The 14,681-nt window shown below is 42.9% G+C and carries 15 protein-coding genes; 3 read left to right on the top strand and 12 right to left on the bottom strand.

What is annotated here, in order from left to right:
* Positions 1-171: 171 nt before the first annotated feature.
* A complete protein-coding gene (locus ASC42_RS10340; RefSeq protein WP_055441688.1) occupies positions 172-621 on the bottom strand; it encodes a hypothetical protein in 450 nt (149 codons plus the stop codon).
* Positions 622-812: 191 nt separating this feature from the next.
* On the opposite strand from ASC42_RS10340, the gene ASC42_RS10345 reads away from it, so the two are divergent.
* Positions 813-1,226 (top strand): helix-turn-helix domain-containing protein, encoded by a 414-nt coding sequence (locus ASC42_RS10345; protein ID WP_055441722.1) that lies wholly within the window; start codon positions 813-815, stop codon positions 1,224-1,226.
* Positions 1,227-1,467: 241 nt separating this feature from the next.
* Here the strand turns inward: ASC42_RS10345 and ASC42_RS10350 are convergent, their stop codons facing one another.
* Positions 1,468-1,860: a coiled-coil domain-containing protein gene (locus tag ASC42_RS10350; RefSeq protein WP_055441689.1), complete on the bottom strand. Its 393-nt coding sequence runs from the start codon at positions 1,858-1,860 to the stop codon at positions 1,468-1,470.
* 370 nt (positions 1,861-2,230) lie between these two features.
* On the opposite strand from ASC42_RS10350, the gene ASC42_RS10355 reads away from it, so the two are divergent.
* Positions 2,231-2,638, top strand: a complete 408-nt coding sequence (locus tag ASC42_RS10355; protein ID WP_055441690.1) for a YwpF-like family protein — start codon at positions 2,231-2,233, stop codon at positions 2,636-2,638.
* A gap of 6 nt (positions 2,639-2,644) precedes the next feature.
* On the opposite strand, the gene ASC42_RS10360 is transcribed toward ASC42_RS10355, so the two are convergent.
* The 10 genes from ASC42_RS10360 to ASC42_RS10405 form a co-directional block, all read right to left on the bottom strand.
* Complete coding sequence (locus ASC42_RS10360) at positions 2,645-3,151, bottom strand: class D sortase (protein WP_055441691.1); 507 nt, start codon at positions 3,149-3,151, stop codon at positions 2,645-2,647.
* Entirely contained in the window at positions 3,133-4,056 is a 924-nt protein-coding gene (locus tag ASC42_RS10365) for a processed acidic surface protein (protein ID WP_055441692.1), read from the bottom strand. Before ASC42_RS10365 ends, ASC42_RS10360 begins: the two co-directional genes overlap by 19 nt.
* A 60-nt stretch (positions 4,057-4,116) precedes the next feature.
* Entirely contained in the window at positions 4,117-5,463 is a 1,347-nt protein-coding gene (locus ASC42_RS10370; RefSeq protein WP_055441693.1) for an aspartate kinase, read from the bottom strand.
* 49 nt (positions 5,464-5,512) lie between these two features.
* Positions 5,513-5,941: a DUF1284 domain-containing protein gene (locus ASC42_RS10375; RefSeq protein WP_055441694.1), complete on the bottom strand. Its 429-nt coding sequence runs from the start codon at positions 5,939-5,941 to the stop codon at positions 5,513-5,515.
* 46 nt (positions 5,942-5,987) lie between these two features.
* Positions 5,988-6,464 (bottom strand): competence protein ComK, encoded by a 477-nt coding sequence (locus ASC42_RS10380; RefSeq protein WP_055441695.1) that lies wholly within the window; start codon positions 6,462-6,464, stop codon positions 5,988-5,990.
* A gap of 88 nt (positions 6,465-6,552) precedes the next feature.
* Positions 6,553-8,649 (bottom strand): methyl-accepting chemotaxis protein, encoded by a 2,097-nt coding sequence (locus ASC42_RS10385; RefSeq protein WP_055441696.1) that lies wholly within the window; start codon positions 8,647-8,649, stop codon positions 6,553-6,555.
* 105 nt (positions 8,650-8,754) lie between these two features.
* Positions 8,755-9,837 (bottom strand): polysaccharide pyruvyl transferase CsaB, encoded by a 1,083-nt coding sequence (csaB, locus tag ASC42_RS10390; RefSeq protein ID WP_055441697.1) that lies wholly within the window; start codon positions 9,835-9,837, stop codon positions 8,755-8,757.
* Entirely contained in the window at positions 9,834-11,702 is a 1,869-nt protein-coding gene (locus ASC42_RS10395; protein ID WP_245191189.1) for a DUF5693 family protein, read from the bottom strand. The genes csaB and ASC42_RS10395 overlap by 4 nt, the downstream gene beginning before the upstream one ends.
* Positions 11,699-13,231, bottom strand: a complete 1,533-nt coding sequence (locus ASC42_RS10400; RefSeq protein ID WP_055441699.1) for a putative polysaccharide biosynthesis protein — start codon at positions 13,229-13,231, stop codon at positions 11,699-11,701. The genes ASC42_RS10395 and ASC42_RS10400 overlap by 4 nt, the downstream gene beginning before the upstream one ends.
* Positions 13,228-13,962: a WecB/TagA/CpsF family glycosyltransferase gene (locus ASC42_RS10405; RefSeq protein ID WP_055441700.1), complete on the bottom strand. Its 735-nt coding sequence runs from the start codon at positions 13,960-13,962 to the stop codon at positions 13,228-13,230. The genes ASC42_RS10400 and ASC42_RS10405 overlap by 4 nt, the downstream gene beginning before the upstream one ends.
* Before the next feature lie 138 nt (positions 13,963-14,100).
* On the opposite strand from ASC42_RS10405, the gene ASC42_RS10410 reads away from it, so the two are divergent.
* Complete coding sequence (locus tag ASC42_RS10410) at positions 14,101-14,658, top strand: hypothetical protein (RefSeq protein ID WP_055441701.1); 558 nt, start codon at positions 14,101-14,103, stop codon at positions 14,656-14,658.
* Positions 14,659-14,681: the final 23 nt, after the last annotated feature.

The following is a 14,681-nucleotide window of genomic DNA, read 5'->3' on the forward strand; positions in this document are numbered from 1 at the left end:
AAAAAGAGCTGATGTTGTCATCAGCTCTTTTTCTTTGCCTCTGGCCACCAACCGCTCTCTATTGTAAACAGAAGGAAATAGTACTACAGTTATATTTTAGCATCTTTTTTCGTGTTTAACAAACATATTTTTAGTTTTTTTGGCATAAATTTTTCGTTGACAAATTTGACATTAAAATAAGCAATATTGAATTTTCTGCCCAGAACGAATGGAAACTGAGCGGAATGTACATAAGATGGCTCGTTCTTCAGCAGCTGTGAGGTCATTCATCGGTGCGGGGATGTAACGTTTCTCGAGGTCACTCCAACGTTTCACACATATTTGAGCTTTTCCTCTTCCGAAGAAAAACGTAATGACAATCATTAATTGATCGTCTATCGTTTTAAAAAATAAAAACAAGTCATCTTTTGTTGTGCACGTAATCATCCGATAACGAATCGGTTCTGGCGGTCGTTTATCGCTTGGTGAAATAAACTGAAGTGAATCAGAAAAGTGAATGGGCTCAATCGTTCGCGATTCGTGAAACGGAGGATTCGGCTTCTCTTTAATAAGTACTTCGCACATTTTTCCTCCTTGTTTCGCTTGATGAACAATGTAATTTGAAAAATAAATATTCACGATTCATCCTCTCCTTCAAGTTTTTCCAATGTATATTTTTACATTTTATGAATATTCAATCAACTTTTTTCGACAAACAAACCGTCGATTCTTGTTCTAAAAATGAACATTTTGTCATTTCGTTCACAAAAAGAACAAAATAAACCCCTCTCTTCTTCTATCGTAAAAAGAAAAAGGGAATTTGGTGGAAGATGATGTTACAACGTATTGGCGAACAAATTAGACGGTTGCGAAACGCTCACGATTGGACGCAAGAGCAATTCGCCCAACGATTAAATGTATCTCGTTCTAAAATAAGTAAATGGGAAAATGGTGAGGTGCTCCCTGATTTACAATCCATTATCGATATGAGTGATATGTTTCGTGTCAGCGTCGACTTTTTGCTTGGAAAACATCCAACAGATGAACAGCTGTTACAAGAAGTGCGATTAGCGTACGGAACGAACGAAATGAGCGATGAGCAATTATCGCTTATTCGTTACATGAATGAACAGCGCGAGCTCGCGAAGCGACTATATGCCCTACAGTCATTACCTTTACATAAGCGAAAGCGAATTGAAGGAGTCGTCATCAAGATGATTGATGAAATGATTGAGGCGTTGAAATAAGAAAAGCGCAAAGCGCCCGCCTATCGGCGAAGAGCGCACAAGCCCCACCGAGGAGGCTCAGCCAAAGCAAAAGCTTTGGCTTGCGTGGGATATTCCAAAGAGGCAAACTCATTGTGTCGCCGCCGCAGTGTGGGGCGAAGCGACTCGAGCCGATGGCGCTTGGAGCTAGACAGCTCCGTAAATCTAAAATTTTATACTTTCTTATCTTTTAAAAAAATAAAAAAGGGGCACTTTTTGCCCGTTATTCAATGCCAATTAATTTTTTTAAGCGATACACGTCTGCTTCTGTTTGCCATTGTTTTTGTGCGTGCAGTTCAAATTTGTCGTGTAGCTTGTCCACTTTTGTTTCTAACTTGTCGGTGCGCACATGCAACTCTTTTATTTCTTCACGTATTTCTTGTTTGAAGCTTTCCATTTCTGTGCGCATCTCTTGCTTGAAACTTTCCATTTCTGTGCGCATCTCTTGCTTGAAACTTTCCATTTCTGTGCGCATCTCTTGCTTGAAACTTTCCATTTCCGCGCGCATTTCTTGCTTAAAGCTTTTCATCTCTTCTTTTAAGCTTTCTATTTCCCCACGCATTTCACGTACTTCATAAAGCAATTCTTTCACCGCTTGTAAAACTTGGCTTTCCATTTTTCATTCACCCCTTTCATTTTTACCCCTAGCATACCACTCCCACAATAGCCGGTCAATTGAAAAAAGAGGCTAGCGAAGAGGATGCTAGCCAAATAATGAGGGAGCAGTAAGAGGACACATTTTGGAAGGAAGTTGAGAGGAATTGTTTTTGATCACCTCCTCGATTCATATGATACAAAAATAAAAAAATGGTGTAAAATTTGGATTTTTCAATTTTCAAACTAGTTTTTTTGTTTTTTTGCCGTTTTTCGGCCATTTTTGACAAAAAAAGCGCCTGAAAATTCAATTTTCACTTTTTCTTTTCTTTTTTTGTTACATTTCGCCCATATGGTATAATAAAGACAACTACTGTTGCGAGGTGGATGTGGTGAAAACTTTTAAGCTCGTTGCTCTTACACTATTGCATGGGCAAAAACAAGACATTTCGCTCATTGACGGGTTAATGATTAATAAAGAAGATGAAAATAAACGTTGGCTTATCGAGGCGTATGTCGAGCAAACATATCGCGAGCTATTTACGTCATTAAAAGAGAGCGAGGCACCGTTTGATGCGCTCGTAACCATTTCGCGCAAAACGAACGATCCTGCTCATGTACGTGCAACTGTTCGCTCGGTGACGATGATGGGAGAACGAATGAGCGTATTAATGGATGCCGTCATCATTCAACGTTCGAATTTAGCTGAAGTCGTGTTAGAAGATTTAGTTCAACGTGGACTACATGGCGAAACGCTCCTGCAACAATTTAAACAACAAATGCATACAAAAAGAGGCTAACTGTTTTCAGCCTCTTTTTTGTTTGGCAACTACCACGTATCGGTTCGGCGCATCGCCTACCCAGCGAAACGGATAACATGTAATTAATGTTAGCGTCGGGTGCGCTTTTGGGATGAGCACCGTTTTGTCATCGGGCTTGACGATGCGAATATGTTGAACGACATACGTCCACGTTCGATTATTCGTTCGAATAACGAGTTCATCCCCTAATCGCATGTCCTCGAGCTTACGAAATACTGTATCGCGATGTCCTGCTAAAATGGTATGATTGCCCTCACCAGGAAGTGCACTTCGTTCATCGTGCGCCACTCCTTTATTTAACTGTTGCATGCCTTCATAAATGGGCATCGCTACATTTAGTTTCGGAATAAATAACGTTCCGATGGCGTCGCCTTGATGGACAATAGGGTAGTTACTTTGTTGGACCGCTTCATACGCTTCATGCCAACCGATAGCGTTTGCCCAAATGAAAGAAGCGCTAAATAAAAATAACGCTATCGCAACGGCTCGCATCGTTTTCCCTTCTTCCATAACACGAAGCTTGCAAAAAGTAAAGCGATACCAATCAATATGTTTGTTCCGTACGAAGAAGCGGTTTTTGGCATGCGCGCAACAAGTAAGCCGCTTTCTAAATCAAGCGCCATCATGCCGATATGCGCGAGCTGTTCGCTTGCATCAATGAGCGCACTTGATCCGATTCGCTCATAAGGAATATATAAATCAGCTACCAATGTGCCGTCGTCATCGTACCATTCCATCACAACAGGCACCGTGGCGGTTTGGAATCGCTCAAACGAAATGGGTTTTCGTCCTTGTTCGTTTACTTCATATACTTTTGCTTGAAGGCGGTAAAGCGACAGCCATTCGTTCCAAAGATGTCGAACGGTTTCTTGTTCTGTTTTTGTTAGCGGCGCAGATGAATCGCGCAATACGAGCGTTTGGATTTGTTCATCAAGACGCGCAAGCGTTTGTTTCGCAGACGGAGGCGTCCGCTCCACTAACCGATGAATTTCATCTTCAGTTAACCCGATCGTTGCTAAAATGTCGGTCATTGCTTGCATCGCATCGTAACGATCACGATAAAACGATAAGGCATATGCTAAATCTTCAATAAACGTATATTGTTGGAGTTGTTCGCCAAATTGTCCGAGAAGCGCTTCAGCTTCTTCTTGCGTCATCTCATAGCGGAGCAATAACTCATCAAGACGCTCCGGAGTGATCGGTGTTCCTAATTGTTTTTTCAATGCTTCCAACGAAGAAAAATCGTTGATCGTCATATTCCATTTCGCTAAATAACGCGTTAAATCGTCCATCGTCCAACCGATGTCTTGTACATATTGTCGCAATGCTTCTTCAGAAATAGCTGCTTGCACAGGTGTCGCACATAATAAACAAATCAATAACCATAGCACGCGCATGTATTTTCCTCCCTTATGTGTGCTATGGTTATTTTGTTCGATTATTCCATTTTTATACGATTAGAAATACACTTCGTATAAGGCGCGCACCGCTTTTTCCACCGCATCCGCTTTGACACCAAACATCATGCTCACTTCCGATGAACCTTGGTTAATCATTTCGATGTTGACGTTTGCGCGAGCGAACGCAGCTGTTGCCTTTGCGGCAATACCGACGCTACGCTCCATCCCTTCTCCAACGACCATAATAAGCGCTAAATCGCGTTCAATCGATACTTCATCGACGCGCAACTCTTTCACAATGCGGTCTAATACGCGGCGTTCTACATCGCCAGCTAATTGTTCTTCACGTAAAATGACAGACATGTTATCAATGCCTGATGGCGTATGTTCGTATGAAATGCCTTCATCTTCTAAAATTTGTAGTAGACGACGTCCAAATCCGATTTCGCGGTTCATTAAATATTTGCTGACGTTAATGCTACAAAAGCCTGTATCGCTGGCAATGCCCGCGACAGGACGCTCGCGATGGTCTCTCGTTGCGACGATCATCGTCCCTTTCGCTTCAGGGTTGTTCGTATTTTTGACGCATACCGGAATGCCACGGCGGTACACAGGTTCAAGCGCTTCATCGTGAAAGACGGAAAACCCTGCATACGACAATTCGCGCATTTCGCGATACGTCAATTCTTTTAATTGGCACGGATGCTCAACAATAGATGGATTGACGCAGTAAATCGAGTCGACATCGGTAAAGTTTTCATATAGCTCAGCACCAACACCTGCGGCAACGATCGAACCCGTAATATCCGAACCGCCACGTGGGAAGGTCACGATATGCCCTGAACGAGAATAGCCGAAAAAGCCTGGAATGACTAAAATGCCACTTCTTTCTTTTAATTTTGCAAGTTGTTCATATGATTCTGGCAACATTTGTGCGTTGCCCGGCTCATCTGTCACGAAAATACCAGCATCTTTTGGATTCACATAATGCGCTTCATAACCGAGCTGACGGAGATAATGAGCCATTAATTTCGCATTGTTATCTTCGCCGCTTGCTTTTAACGCATCAAGTAAACGTTCAGGCTGATCGTGATACGTATCAATGATTTGTTGCAAGCTCGCCGAAATGACGTCTAAAATGTCGCGCGACAAATGTAAATCCGTCACGATTTCATCATAGCGCGCGACCACTTGAGCAAGCACCCCTTCATATAAGTCCTGTTCAATGACTTTTTTTGCTAATGTAATTAATAAATCGGTCATTTTTGTATCGTCTTTACATCGTTTCCCCGGTGCAGAGACGACGACAAATTTGCGCGCTTCATCTGATGTGATGATGTTGGCTACTTTTTGAAATTGCTGTGCATTGGCGACAGAACTTCCCCCGAATTTTGCTACTTTCATATGCCATAACCCTTTCTTTCTATTTTTATTTCATTATCATAGCACATCTTCAGTTATTTTTGTCAGAAAAATTTTTCAATTTTCGCATCCCTTCTTTACAAACTCCGTACGATAACCACGAACATCCTGCGCAAAGTACATCTAAGTCATCCGGTTCAACCGCTTGCTTCGTTCGTTCAATTAACTCGGATTTCATATATACTTGGTTTTCTTCGAGCTGTAAATGTTTTAGTACACGGTGATCCATCGCTAATACATGATCATTTGATTCCTCGTCCGCTTCGCAGCGGTCTACTCCATGATGCGGGCATGCATAACATGCTTCATCGAGAGCCGCAATGACGCGAATCGGACCATCCGTATCATCATCGCGCATAAACGCAACGATTTCCGTCATCTTTTCCACGAACGATTCGCTATACCCCATCCCTTGAAATCCGTGCACACATAATAAATGATGTCCTCGCAACGTCCGCATAATCGTCCTCTTTTCTTTCTTACTCTCGAAATATTATACAATATTTTTAATAGTTATTCATCATTCTTTGTTGCAATGTGAAAATAAGCATCGCCGTTTTATACATTTTTCCTTCCAACGTTCCTTTTTGCATATCAACAATGAGTTCTTGTTTATTTTTTAAAATGACTTTCGTTTTCTTTTTTTCATACCGTTGTATCGTCTTGATGTGGGATTGTGCAATCCATATGCATCGATCGCTGTCAGGAGAACATGTTGGAAAGAAATAGAGCTGAAGTGCTTCACACACGGAGACGGGAACCATTTGCCGAATGCCGAGAATATGTTTTGCTGCATGCACTTTCCCCTCATATGTACTTCCGTAGTAACGGCAACTTTGTTGCATAATTTCTTTTGGCGATCGCTCGACATTGTACGTATTGTACAACTCGTAAACAATCGTGCCAAGCCGACCGTATTCATCGTATTTTGGCACAAGGGCAGCCGTTTCCTCCATAATAATATACTCTTCCATCCGTTCCATCCAAACTCCCCCTCACAAATATATGTTCGCCTTCATTATAATGAATGTTCATAATTTTAACAACAAAAAATCTCGGATCACTCCGAGATTAAACGGTAAATTGCTTCCCTTTTTCCGCTAAATGTTGCGCTTTGTCGCTTAACGTTTGCACATTTGCAGCAATTTCTTGAACGGCAGAAAGCAACTGTTCGTGCGCTGCTGCGGCCGTTTGTGTTTGTCTTTCCGCTTCTTGTGCAATCGTTTCTGTCTCTTTCATCGTCAAGGCAAGCTCGTCAAATGCGCTCGTCATGACTGCAATTTTTTGAGCGACATCGTCCATTTGAACCATCACTTCGTTTGTCGTTTGCTGAATGCGGTCGAACGTCTGATCTGCTTCACGTGCTAACGTCATACTTTTTTCCGATTCATGACGCACTTGTTGCATCGCTTCAACGGATTGCGACGTATCTGTTTGTACTTCTTGCAATAGTTCACGTATTTGTTTTGCTGATAAAGACGATTGTTCCGCTAGCTTCCGCACTTCATCTGCCACGACCGCAAATCCACGTCCGTGTTCGCCTGCGCGCGCTGCCTCAATCGCCGCATTTAACGCAAGTAAATTCGTTTGATCGGCAATATTTGTAATCATTGTCGCCATTTGAGCAATATGGGCGGAACGTTGATGCAACGCTTGAATCCATTCGCTCGATTGCGTAATGAAATCGTTCATCGTTTTCATTTGTTCGATCATTTTATCCATCGCTGCCGTTCCTTTTTCCGCTTCGCTCGTCATTGCCCGCGCCGCTTCTGCCGCTTGCTGTGAGCGAGATAAAATGTAGTTCGTATCATCGACGAGCGTATGAACAGCTTCGACGTTTTGTTGCGCCCACATGCGTTGCTTGCTCGAACCCGCCGCCACTTCTTCCATCGTCGCTCCCACTTGTTCCATGGCATGCGCCGCTTCTTCTGTAATGGCGGTTAATTCGTGCGCGGATGCAGATACGTCGTGGGTCAATTGTTGGTTCGCGCCGATCATGGAACGGAATGAAGCAATAAGCGATTGAAATGACTGAGCAATGCGAGCAAATTCATCGTTTGATGTGACGGACAATTGCACCGTCAAATCACCGCTTGCTGCTTGCATGCTCGCTTGTTCAATCGTTGCAATTTGTTCACGTACCGCCATGTAAAAAGCGATAAATAAGTAAATAACGACCGCCACCGCAAGCGCACCGGCACCAATTGTCACCCATTTTTCAAACATGACTGCTTCATATTCATGTTGTAAATGGTTTTGAAACGCATCTAGTGAAAAGCGGGCAAGCTCATGTAATTTTTCAAACGCGTCGTTCGTTTTCTCATATAACTCAACCGACGTTAACGAAATTTGATTCGTTTGTAAAAATTCACGTTGAAGTAAGCTTACCATGCTTAATAAATCTGTCGAAATGACATCATTATATTGTTGCACTTTTTTACGCAACGGTTCATCATCGACAAAAAGGGGTGCTGTTGAACGGCTGACGGTTTGCATCGCTGTTTCTAACACGTTTGTCCAATACGTCATTTTCGACCGCTCGATTTCATACAATTCGCTCTTTAACGTTAGCTCTGCCGCAAACGATTGCGCTCCCCCGATCGTTTCAGTCAGTAACGGAACTTGTTCAACCACAAGACGAGCTAAATAATGATTGTTCATATCGTTATCAAGCGAGACGTTTGAGCGGTCAGCGATGTGAAGTAACATTTTTTGCAAGTCGTAAACGAGTGCATTATGACGTTTTGTCGCTTCTGACACAGTGAATGTTTTCCAATTTCCTTGTATGTCGTTCATTTGTTGTAAAAGCTGTTTCCATTGTTCTTCTTCAATAAATGAAGCTTGTTGTTGTTTATGAACGGTTTGCATCATGGTCATGGATTTTTTGATCATTTTTTGCGCTTCAGCAACGTTCGCTTCATTCCCATGACCAAGAAGGACGGTCGTCGTATATTCCCGATGTTTTTGTATGCCGTACATCGCATCCATCATCGGAGCGATGTATGCGATGCCTTGTTGTTCTTTTTCAATAAACGTTTCTTTATGTATTAACAGTCGAAGGTATAACACGCTGACTGCAAACAACGTAAACATAAAAATCGTTGCTAACAACACGAATTTTTTACTAAAAGGCAACCGATTGAGCAGCTTTTTTCCGAACGTAAACATCGCGCATCCACGCTCCTTACGAAAACAATATGTATATATTGTTTTCTATTTTATCAGACGATTCATGAAAATTATATAAAAAAAATAAAAATTAGGCCATTAGACCTAATTTTTATTTCGAAACAATGCAAGCGCTTCTTTGGCAGTTTGTTGGGCGGTTTGTTGGAGCGGTGCAACAGCACGAATCATGATTTCTTTTTGTTCTTCATGTTGAGCCATACATTGCTGGATATATGAAAATAGCGCGTCCCCATCCCAACGATCATCTTCGACATGCGCAAATACGGGCTGATTGGCTTGATTGGCAAATGCATTAATTTTCGGATCGTATGATAACGCGATAAAAGGTGTATGACCGACCGCTGCGAAAATTAACGCATGCAAGCGCATGCCGACAAGCAATCGGGAACTTGCAATCATCGCCATTTTTTCTTGTATGCTGGCATCATAAGGTGCAACGACGGCATGCTCTTTCATCATGGCTAATAAGCGACGAGACGTTTCATCATCGTGATGCCCATGCATCGGAATAAATACGACATCAAAGCCTGCTTGAACCGAGCGATCAAGTGCAACGGCTATTTTTCTTTCAAAATCACGACCGCGCGCCCACTCGCGCACCGAAACAGCAATGACAGGACGTGTAAACGATTGTTCTTTCCACCATGTTGTTGGAGATGTCGGTGGCTTCAGTCCCATGACTGGATCAGGCACAACCGTAATCGGCTTTTTTACCCCTAACGTTTTTAATAACTCGGCAGATGGCTCATCGCGCACCGTTAGGCGATCAACTTGATTGAGCGTCCATTTCATGAGCCATTGATTTTGTTTTTTATTTACAGGGCCCATTCCTTGTGCGTAAACCATGACCGGTTTGCCGAGCCATTTGGCCATTTGCATAATGCCTGTATAGTACGGAATGCTGCGCCATCCCGTTTGGTCTTGAAGCAAACTTCCCCCACCGCTAATTAAACCATCGCTTTCACGAAGGGCTTGAATGACGTCACTGATTCGCCAACGATTGACCGCATGAACCCCATACGTTTGTTTTGTAAATGTCGGATCGTTTGAAAGCACCGTCACTTGCACGTTTGGATCATGTGCCCGAAGTGCTTGAATGATGGCATATAAAATCGCTTCATCACCAACGTTATGAAAGCCGTAATATCCAGAAATGACAATGTTCATCGTATCACCTTTTTCCATACCCACTCATATACATAAATAAGCACGATACCGATCAATAACCCAAGCCCAAGACTATACATCGTGCGAATGAATGAAATAAAAAGTGGGATGTGCAAATGTGTAAATGTATTTATCATTGACAACCATCCAATTGTTCCAACGACAAGAAGAATGGATCCTAATTTTTTTTGTTTATTGATGACGAATAAAGCAAGCATGTACGCTGGAAAACCGAGCAAAAATTCTTTCGTACGTGGACGTACATATAACCATTCTTCTAATTTTTGTCTCGCGGCTAGTTCAAGCGCACTCGCCGTACCTGTATTGCCAGAACGTAACACGTAATACGCTAACAAAGCAAAAATAAAGAAACTAACAACGACATGTCCGATCGTAATCGGGTGTTTCCATAGCCGCTTTATAAACGGAAGAAGCGACTCTTGAATGATCGAAGGTAAAACGAGCACAACCATCGCGACAAGTGGAACGACATAAACAAGTTTCACTCCTCGAAACCCTTCGCCGACATAAGCTATATACTCATTGCCATACAACATCGCGACAATCCAACTGATTCCAACGAATGAAATAGCGATGGCGCGACCGTATGCCATAAACGTTCCGCGCCAGCCTTCCCGAACGGAAGAAGGTTTGGCAGCATAAATCGGCGTGACAATCGCTACAAGTAAGGCTAGTGCTTTCAATGCCAAATCGATGGATAACACCGTGCCAGCGATCCCAAGAACGAATGCCCCTCCTGCGGCAACAAATGCCAATAGCGGTGAAACGAGCGAGCGAATAGCAAGAAAAATAAAAGCGGTCGCTCCAACAATAAAGCCAATGGTTGCGATCGGTGAACGTTCAATTGGCGCAAACGGTTCACTTTTTCCAAGCGTATAATGACTTGGCATATGTTGAAAAATTTGTTTCATCACAGCGACTGTTTTTTCAATATTTTGTACTGTCTCTGCGGATGTATACGGACGAATAAATAACGCGCGAATGTTTCGTTCTTTGATTGCACGAATAGCGACATCCACCGCTTCATTTGGTTTTCGTTGTTCTAAGTTCAAGCTATGTAAACGAACGACATTTACATCCATTGCTTTCGCTAATGTCGTCAATCCTTTTGCTTCATAAAACTCGGTGGACAACAACGCATATCCTGCTTTCTTCCATCTTTTTCCCCATTTTTCGACATCGGTCGGATACCCAGCCACTTCTTCTCCCGTCGGCAGCAGTTTAAATGTATGTTCATTTTTGAGCGTTTCAATTTGTTGGAGTACACGCACATTCGCCTCGTTCATATCACGCGCATCTGGAATACGGAGCACGACCATCAAGCCTTGTCCAATAAGACGAGCCATTTTCATTTCATCGTATCCGAGTGGAACGCGTTCAATTTTTTTCGCATTTCCTTCAATTATATAATACGTTTTTCCATTTACTTGTACGGCTTTGACATCGTCACCAAACGTTGCTTGTAGCGATGAAACGATCGGGAACGTCTGATCAAGCGGATAAACGACAAGCCCACGCGATGGAATATGATCGACTGTTTCATTCAATAAAACGAGTGTATGTTTAAATTCATCCATCTTTAACAACAGGACATGACCTGATTTTTCAAGTGAATCGAGCGTTTCTGCTTCCACGCTAACTGTTGTCAAACCTGCTTCTTTCAGTTGCTTCCATACATCTGTTTCATTTTCTTCTTGCAGCCATACTTCGATTTCATCGTATGGCATGATCATTTCATACGTTCGATTGTTCCACTCTGCTTCATGCCGTTTACTCAGTGCAGGGGCGATTAGCATAAGCGACATGGCGATGATAATCAGCAACCATTTTTTCACACGTTTCATCCTTTCTTCTTTTGATTCAACCATTGGCGAAGCTCTTGAAGCGTTACCCCACCGAGCGCGAGTACAATTCCAAAATAAAACAAACCGCCACCGATCGTTGCGATAGCTGCATAAACAAGAGAAGCCATTCTTCCCCACGTCGGAGAAATGAAAAATAAACTTACCCCCATAACAAAAGAGGCAAACAAATAAACGAACACTTTCCGATTCCAAAAGACGAGCGACATACGACGGCGAATGGCAACATGATTCATCCATGTAATGAACGCGTATGTCACAAGCGTCGAAATACCAGCACCAATTAATCCGTACCATGAAATAAACAAGACGTTTGTTCCCCATTTTACGAAACAGCCGATTAAAATGATGACTGCAGCGCGTTTCGAATCGCCAATCCCTTGTAAAATGCCTGTTCCAAGCAATGCAAGGGACGTAAATGCCGAGCTTGCCAACACGACTGCCATCGTCGCGCTTCCTTCATTATTTGTAAATAAAGCGATGTTTAACGGAACAGCAAGAGCGGCTAAGCTAGCTGCGATTGGCCATGATAAAAAGTGCGATAGCTCGAACGACTTTTGAATCGTTTGCTGCGCTAAACTCGCTTCCCCTTTTGCCATTTGTTTACTTAACAAAGGAATAAGCGGAAGAACAAGGGACGATGAAAACACCGTAGCTATTTGCACAAGCGCAGTTCCACGACTATATAGTCCGAATAAATAGCTCGTTTCACCTGCTTCTGTCCCATGCCAATGAAGAGCAAGTGGCACGGAGAGTGAATCGACTAAATTTAAAAATGGCATCGCAAGCGCACCAAACGCAATCGGAATCGACAAAGATAAAATCGTTTTACTTGTCTGCATCCATTGCACACGCGAAAGCCTTACGCGCTTCGGACGGTAAGGAGAGCGAGCATACAAGGCACGTAAGTATATGAGACTAGCAAGTGCCCCAAGCGGTGACCCGATCATAATTCCTCCAGCGATCATATCATCGGCATATGCAGCTTGTACCATATAAAAAGCGACAAGTAAAATAAAAGCGACGCGCACGAATTGTTCGAGCACTTGGGATGCGGCAGTCGGCTTCATATCTTCAAGCCCTTGAAAAAAACCGCGATATACCGCCATATATGGCGAGATGAGCAACGTTGTCGCTACGACGATAATCGCAAATTGCGCTTCCGTACCGCCAAGTGCTTTCGCAATCCACGACGAACCACCTGCAAGAAGCGAAAAACTGAGCACTCCGAAACTAAACGCCAATATGCTTGCCGTCTGCACGAGGCGCGCCACTTCATCTTCTTTTTGTTGCGCACGCGCTTCAGAAATCAATTTCGAAACGGCAATCGGAATGCCTGCAACAGATAAAATTAACGCGACCATATAAAGCGGATAAACGAGACTAAAAATGCCGAGCACTTTATCTCCTGCAATATTTTGTAGCGGAATGCGAAAAATGCTGCCGAGCACTTTCGAAATGATCGTGCCAATCGTTAAAATCATCGTTCCTTTTACGAATGACTGGTTCATTTTCCGACAACCTTTTGTTTTAAAATGGTCCACGCAAAGCGTGGCAATGCTAACATTCGTTTTGCTCGCGTCGGTTGCTTTGCTAAGCGATACAACCATTCGAGATTTAGGCGAATCCATAGTTCTGGTGCTCGCTTAACCACTCCAGCAAGCACGTCGAAGCTTCCGCCAACGCCCATCCATACACCGCGTCCGACTGTATGCATATGTTCAGCGATCCATTGTTCTTGTTTTCCCATACCGAGCGCAACAAATACAAAATCCGGCGCGGCTTGCTTCACTTCTTCTACAATCGTCTTGTCGTTCCAGTCAAAGTAACCGTTACGTACTCCGACTAAACGAACATTTGGATAACGATGGCGAATATGTTGTGCTGCCGCTTGTACGACTTCTTCTTTCGCGCCAATCATATATACGCGATATTGATGCTCATCAGCAAGTTGTAAACAACGACATAACACGTCGTAACCAGCGACACGCTCTGGCAGCGGTGTTCCGAGCCATTCAGCCGCCTTCACAACCCCGATGCCGTCGGCAACGACATAATCGGCTTGTTGGATCGTTTCCATATATGTAGGTTCTTCATTTGCTTTCATGACAATTTCAGGATTAGCCGTCACGATAAAGCACGGCTTTTGTTGTTTGACGTGCGCGTGAATGACAGAAACCACTTCATCCATCGTCGCACGTACAAACGGAACTCCAAGTATGTGAACCGTTTGAAACGACATACAAAACGCTCCTTTAATTCAATTGTTCGACAACACTATTAATCATATCACATGAATATAACATTGACTATTTCTTCTTCGTCATAACATTGGTAAACTAATGGTATCATATACGCAAAAGAAAGGATTGTATTCGCGATGGAATGGACAAACGATACGGTTAATCGAGCTGTCATGGCGCTCGTTCAACAATTAACAAAAGATTGGACGAAAACAAAAGTACATTCAGAAATATTGGAAATTTTTATGAACATGCGTTTAGAAACGAAAACGGAGGAAGAGTATGTTTCGTTACTACTAACGAACGTTGCTTTTGCGACAGAGTCAAGCTTTGCATTAAACAAAATTTTTGAACTCATTTTACTTCATAAACAATTTCCACCTGCTGAAGCCGTGCAAGCATGGTTAACAGATGCGCATGAAAAAATTCAAGAACAATTGCCAACGTTGCGTGAGGTGTATCGCAAACATTTCGGTGACGAGGAAAATATAAAACGAAAGCTTGAACTAAGCTATTGCCCGGTATTGTTAAGCAATCGAATTAAAACAGATTTCATTTTCGCTTTCATTCACGAACAAAACCAACCGATGATGAAAGACTTTTTTGACGCCGATCCAAAAGCGGTGCTAGAAGCGCTTCATCATATTAGCGGCTTTTTCTCTAGCATGATTTTAGAAGGCATCGAACTCATATAAAAAGGGAGCCAGCAGCTCCCTTT

Source organism: Anoxybacillus suryakundensis, assembly GCF_001418025.1.
In the GTDB taxonomy this organism is placed as follows: domain Bacteria; phylum Bacillota; class Bacilli; order Bacillales; family Anoxybacillaceae; genus Anoxybacillus; species Anoxybacillus tengchongensis.

Coding starts and splice junctions, on each gene's coding strand:
- ASC42_RS10345 (WP_055441722.1), top strand. CDS start 813: ATGTTACAACGTATTGGCGAACAAATTAGACGGTTGCGAAACGCTCAC.
- ASC42_RS10350 (WP_055441689.1), bottom strand. CDS start 1,860: ATGGAAAGCCAAGTTTTACAAGCGGTGAAAGAATTGCTTTATGAAGTA.
- ASC42_RS10360 (WP_055441691.1), bottom strand. CDS start 3,151: ATGCGAGCCGTTGCGATAGCGTTATTTTTATTTAGCGCTTCTTTCATT.
- ASC42_RS10365 (WP_055441692.1), bottom strand. CDS start 4,056: ATGCGCGTGCTATGGTTATTGATTTGTTTATTATGTGCGACACCTGTG.
- ASC42_RS10370 (WP_055441693.1), bottom strand. CDS start 5,463: ATGAAAGTAGCAAAATTCGGGGGAAGTTCTGTCGCCAATGCACAGCAA.
- ASC42_RS10375 (WP_055441694.1), bottom strand. CDS start 5,941: ATGCGGACGTTGCGAGGACATCATTTATTATGTGTGCACGGATTTCAA.
- ASC42_RS10380 (WP_055441695.1), bottom strand. CDS start 6,464: ATGGAACGGATGGAAGAGTATATTATTATGGAGGAAACGGCTGCCCTT.
- ASC42_RS10385 (WP_055441696.1), bottom strand. CDS start 8,649: ATGTTTACGTTCGGAAAAAAGCTGCTCAATCGGTTGCCTTTTAGTAAA.
- csaB (WP_055441697.1), bottom strand. CDS start 9,837: ATGAACATTGTCATTTCTGGATATTACGGCTTTCATAACGTTGGTGAT.
- ASC42_RS10395 (WP_245191189.1), bottom strand. CDS start 11,702: ATGAAACGTGTGAAAAAATGGTTGCTGATTATCATCGCCATGTCGCTT.
- ASC42_RS10400 (WP_055441699.1), bottom strand. CDS start 13,231: ATGAACCAGTCATTCGTAAAAGGAACGATGATTTTAACGATTGGCACG.
- ASC42_RS10405 (WP_055441700.1), bottom strand. CDS start 13,962: ATGTCGTTTCAAACGGTTCACATACTTGGAGTTCCGTTTGTACGTGCG.
- ASC42_RS10410 (WP_055441701.1), top strand. CDS start 14,101: ATGGAATGGACAAACGATACGGTTAATCGAGCTGTCATGGCGCTCGTT.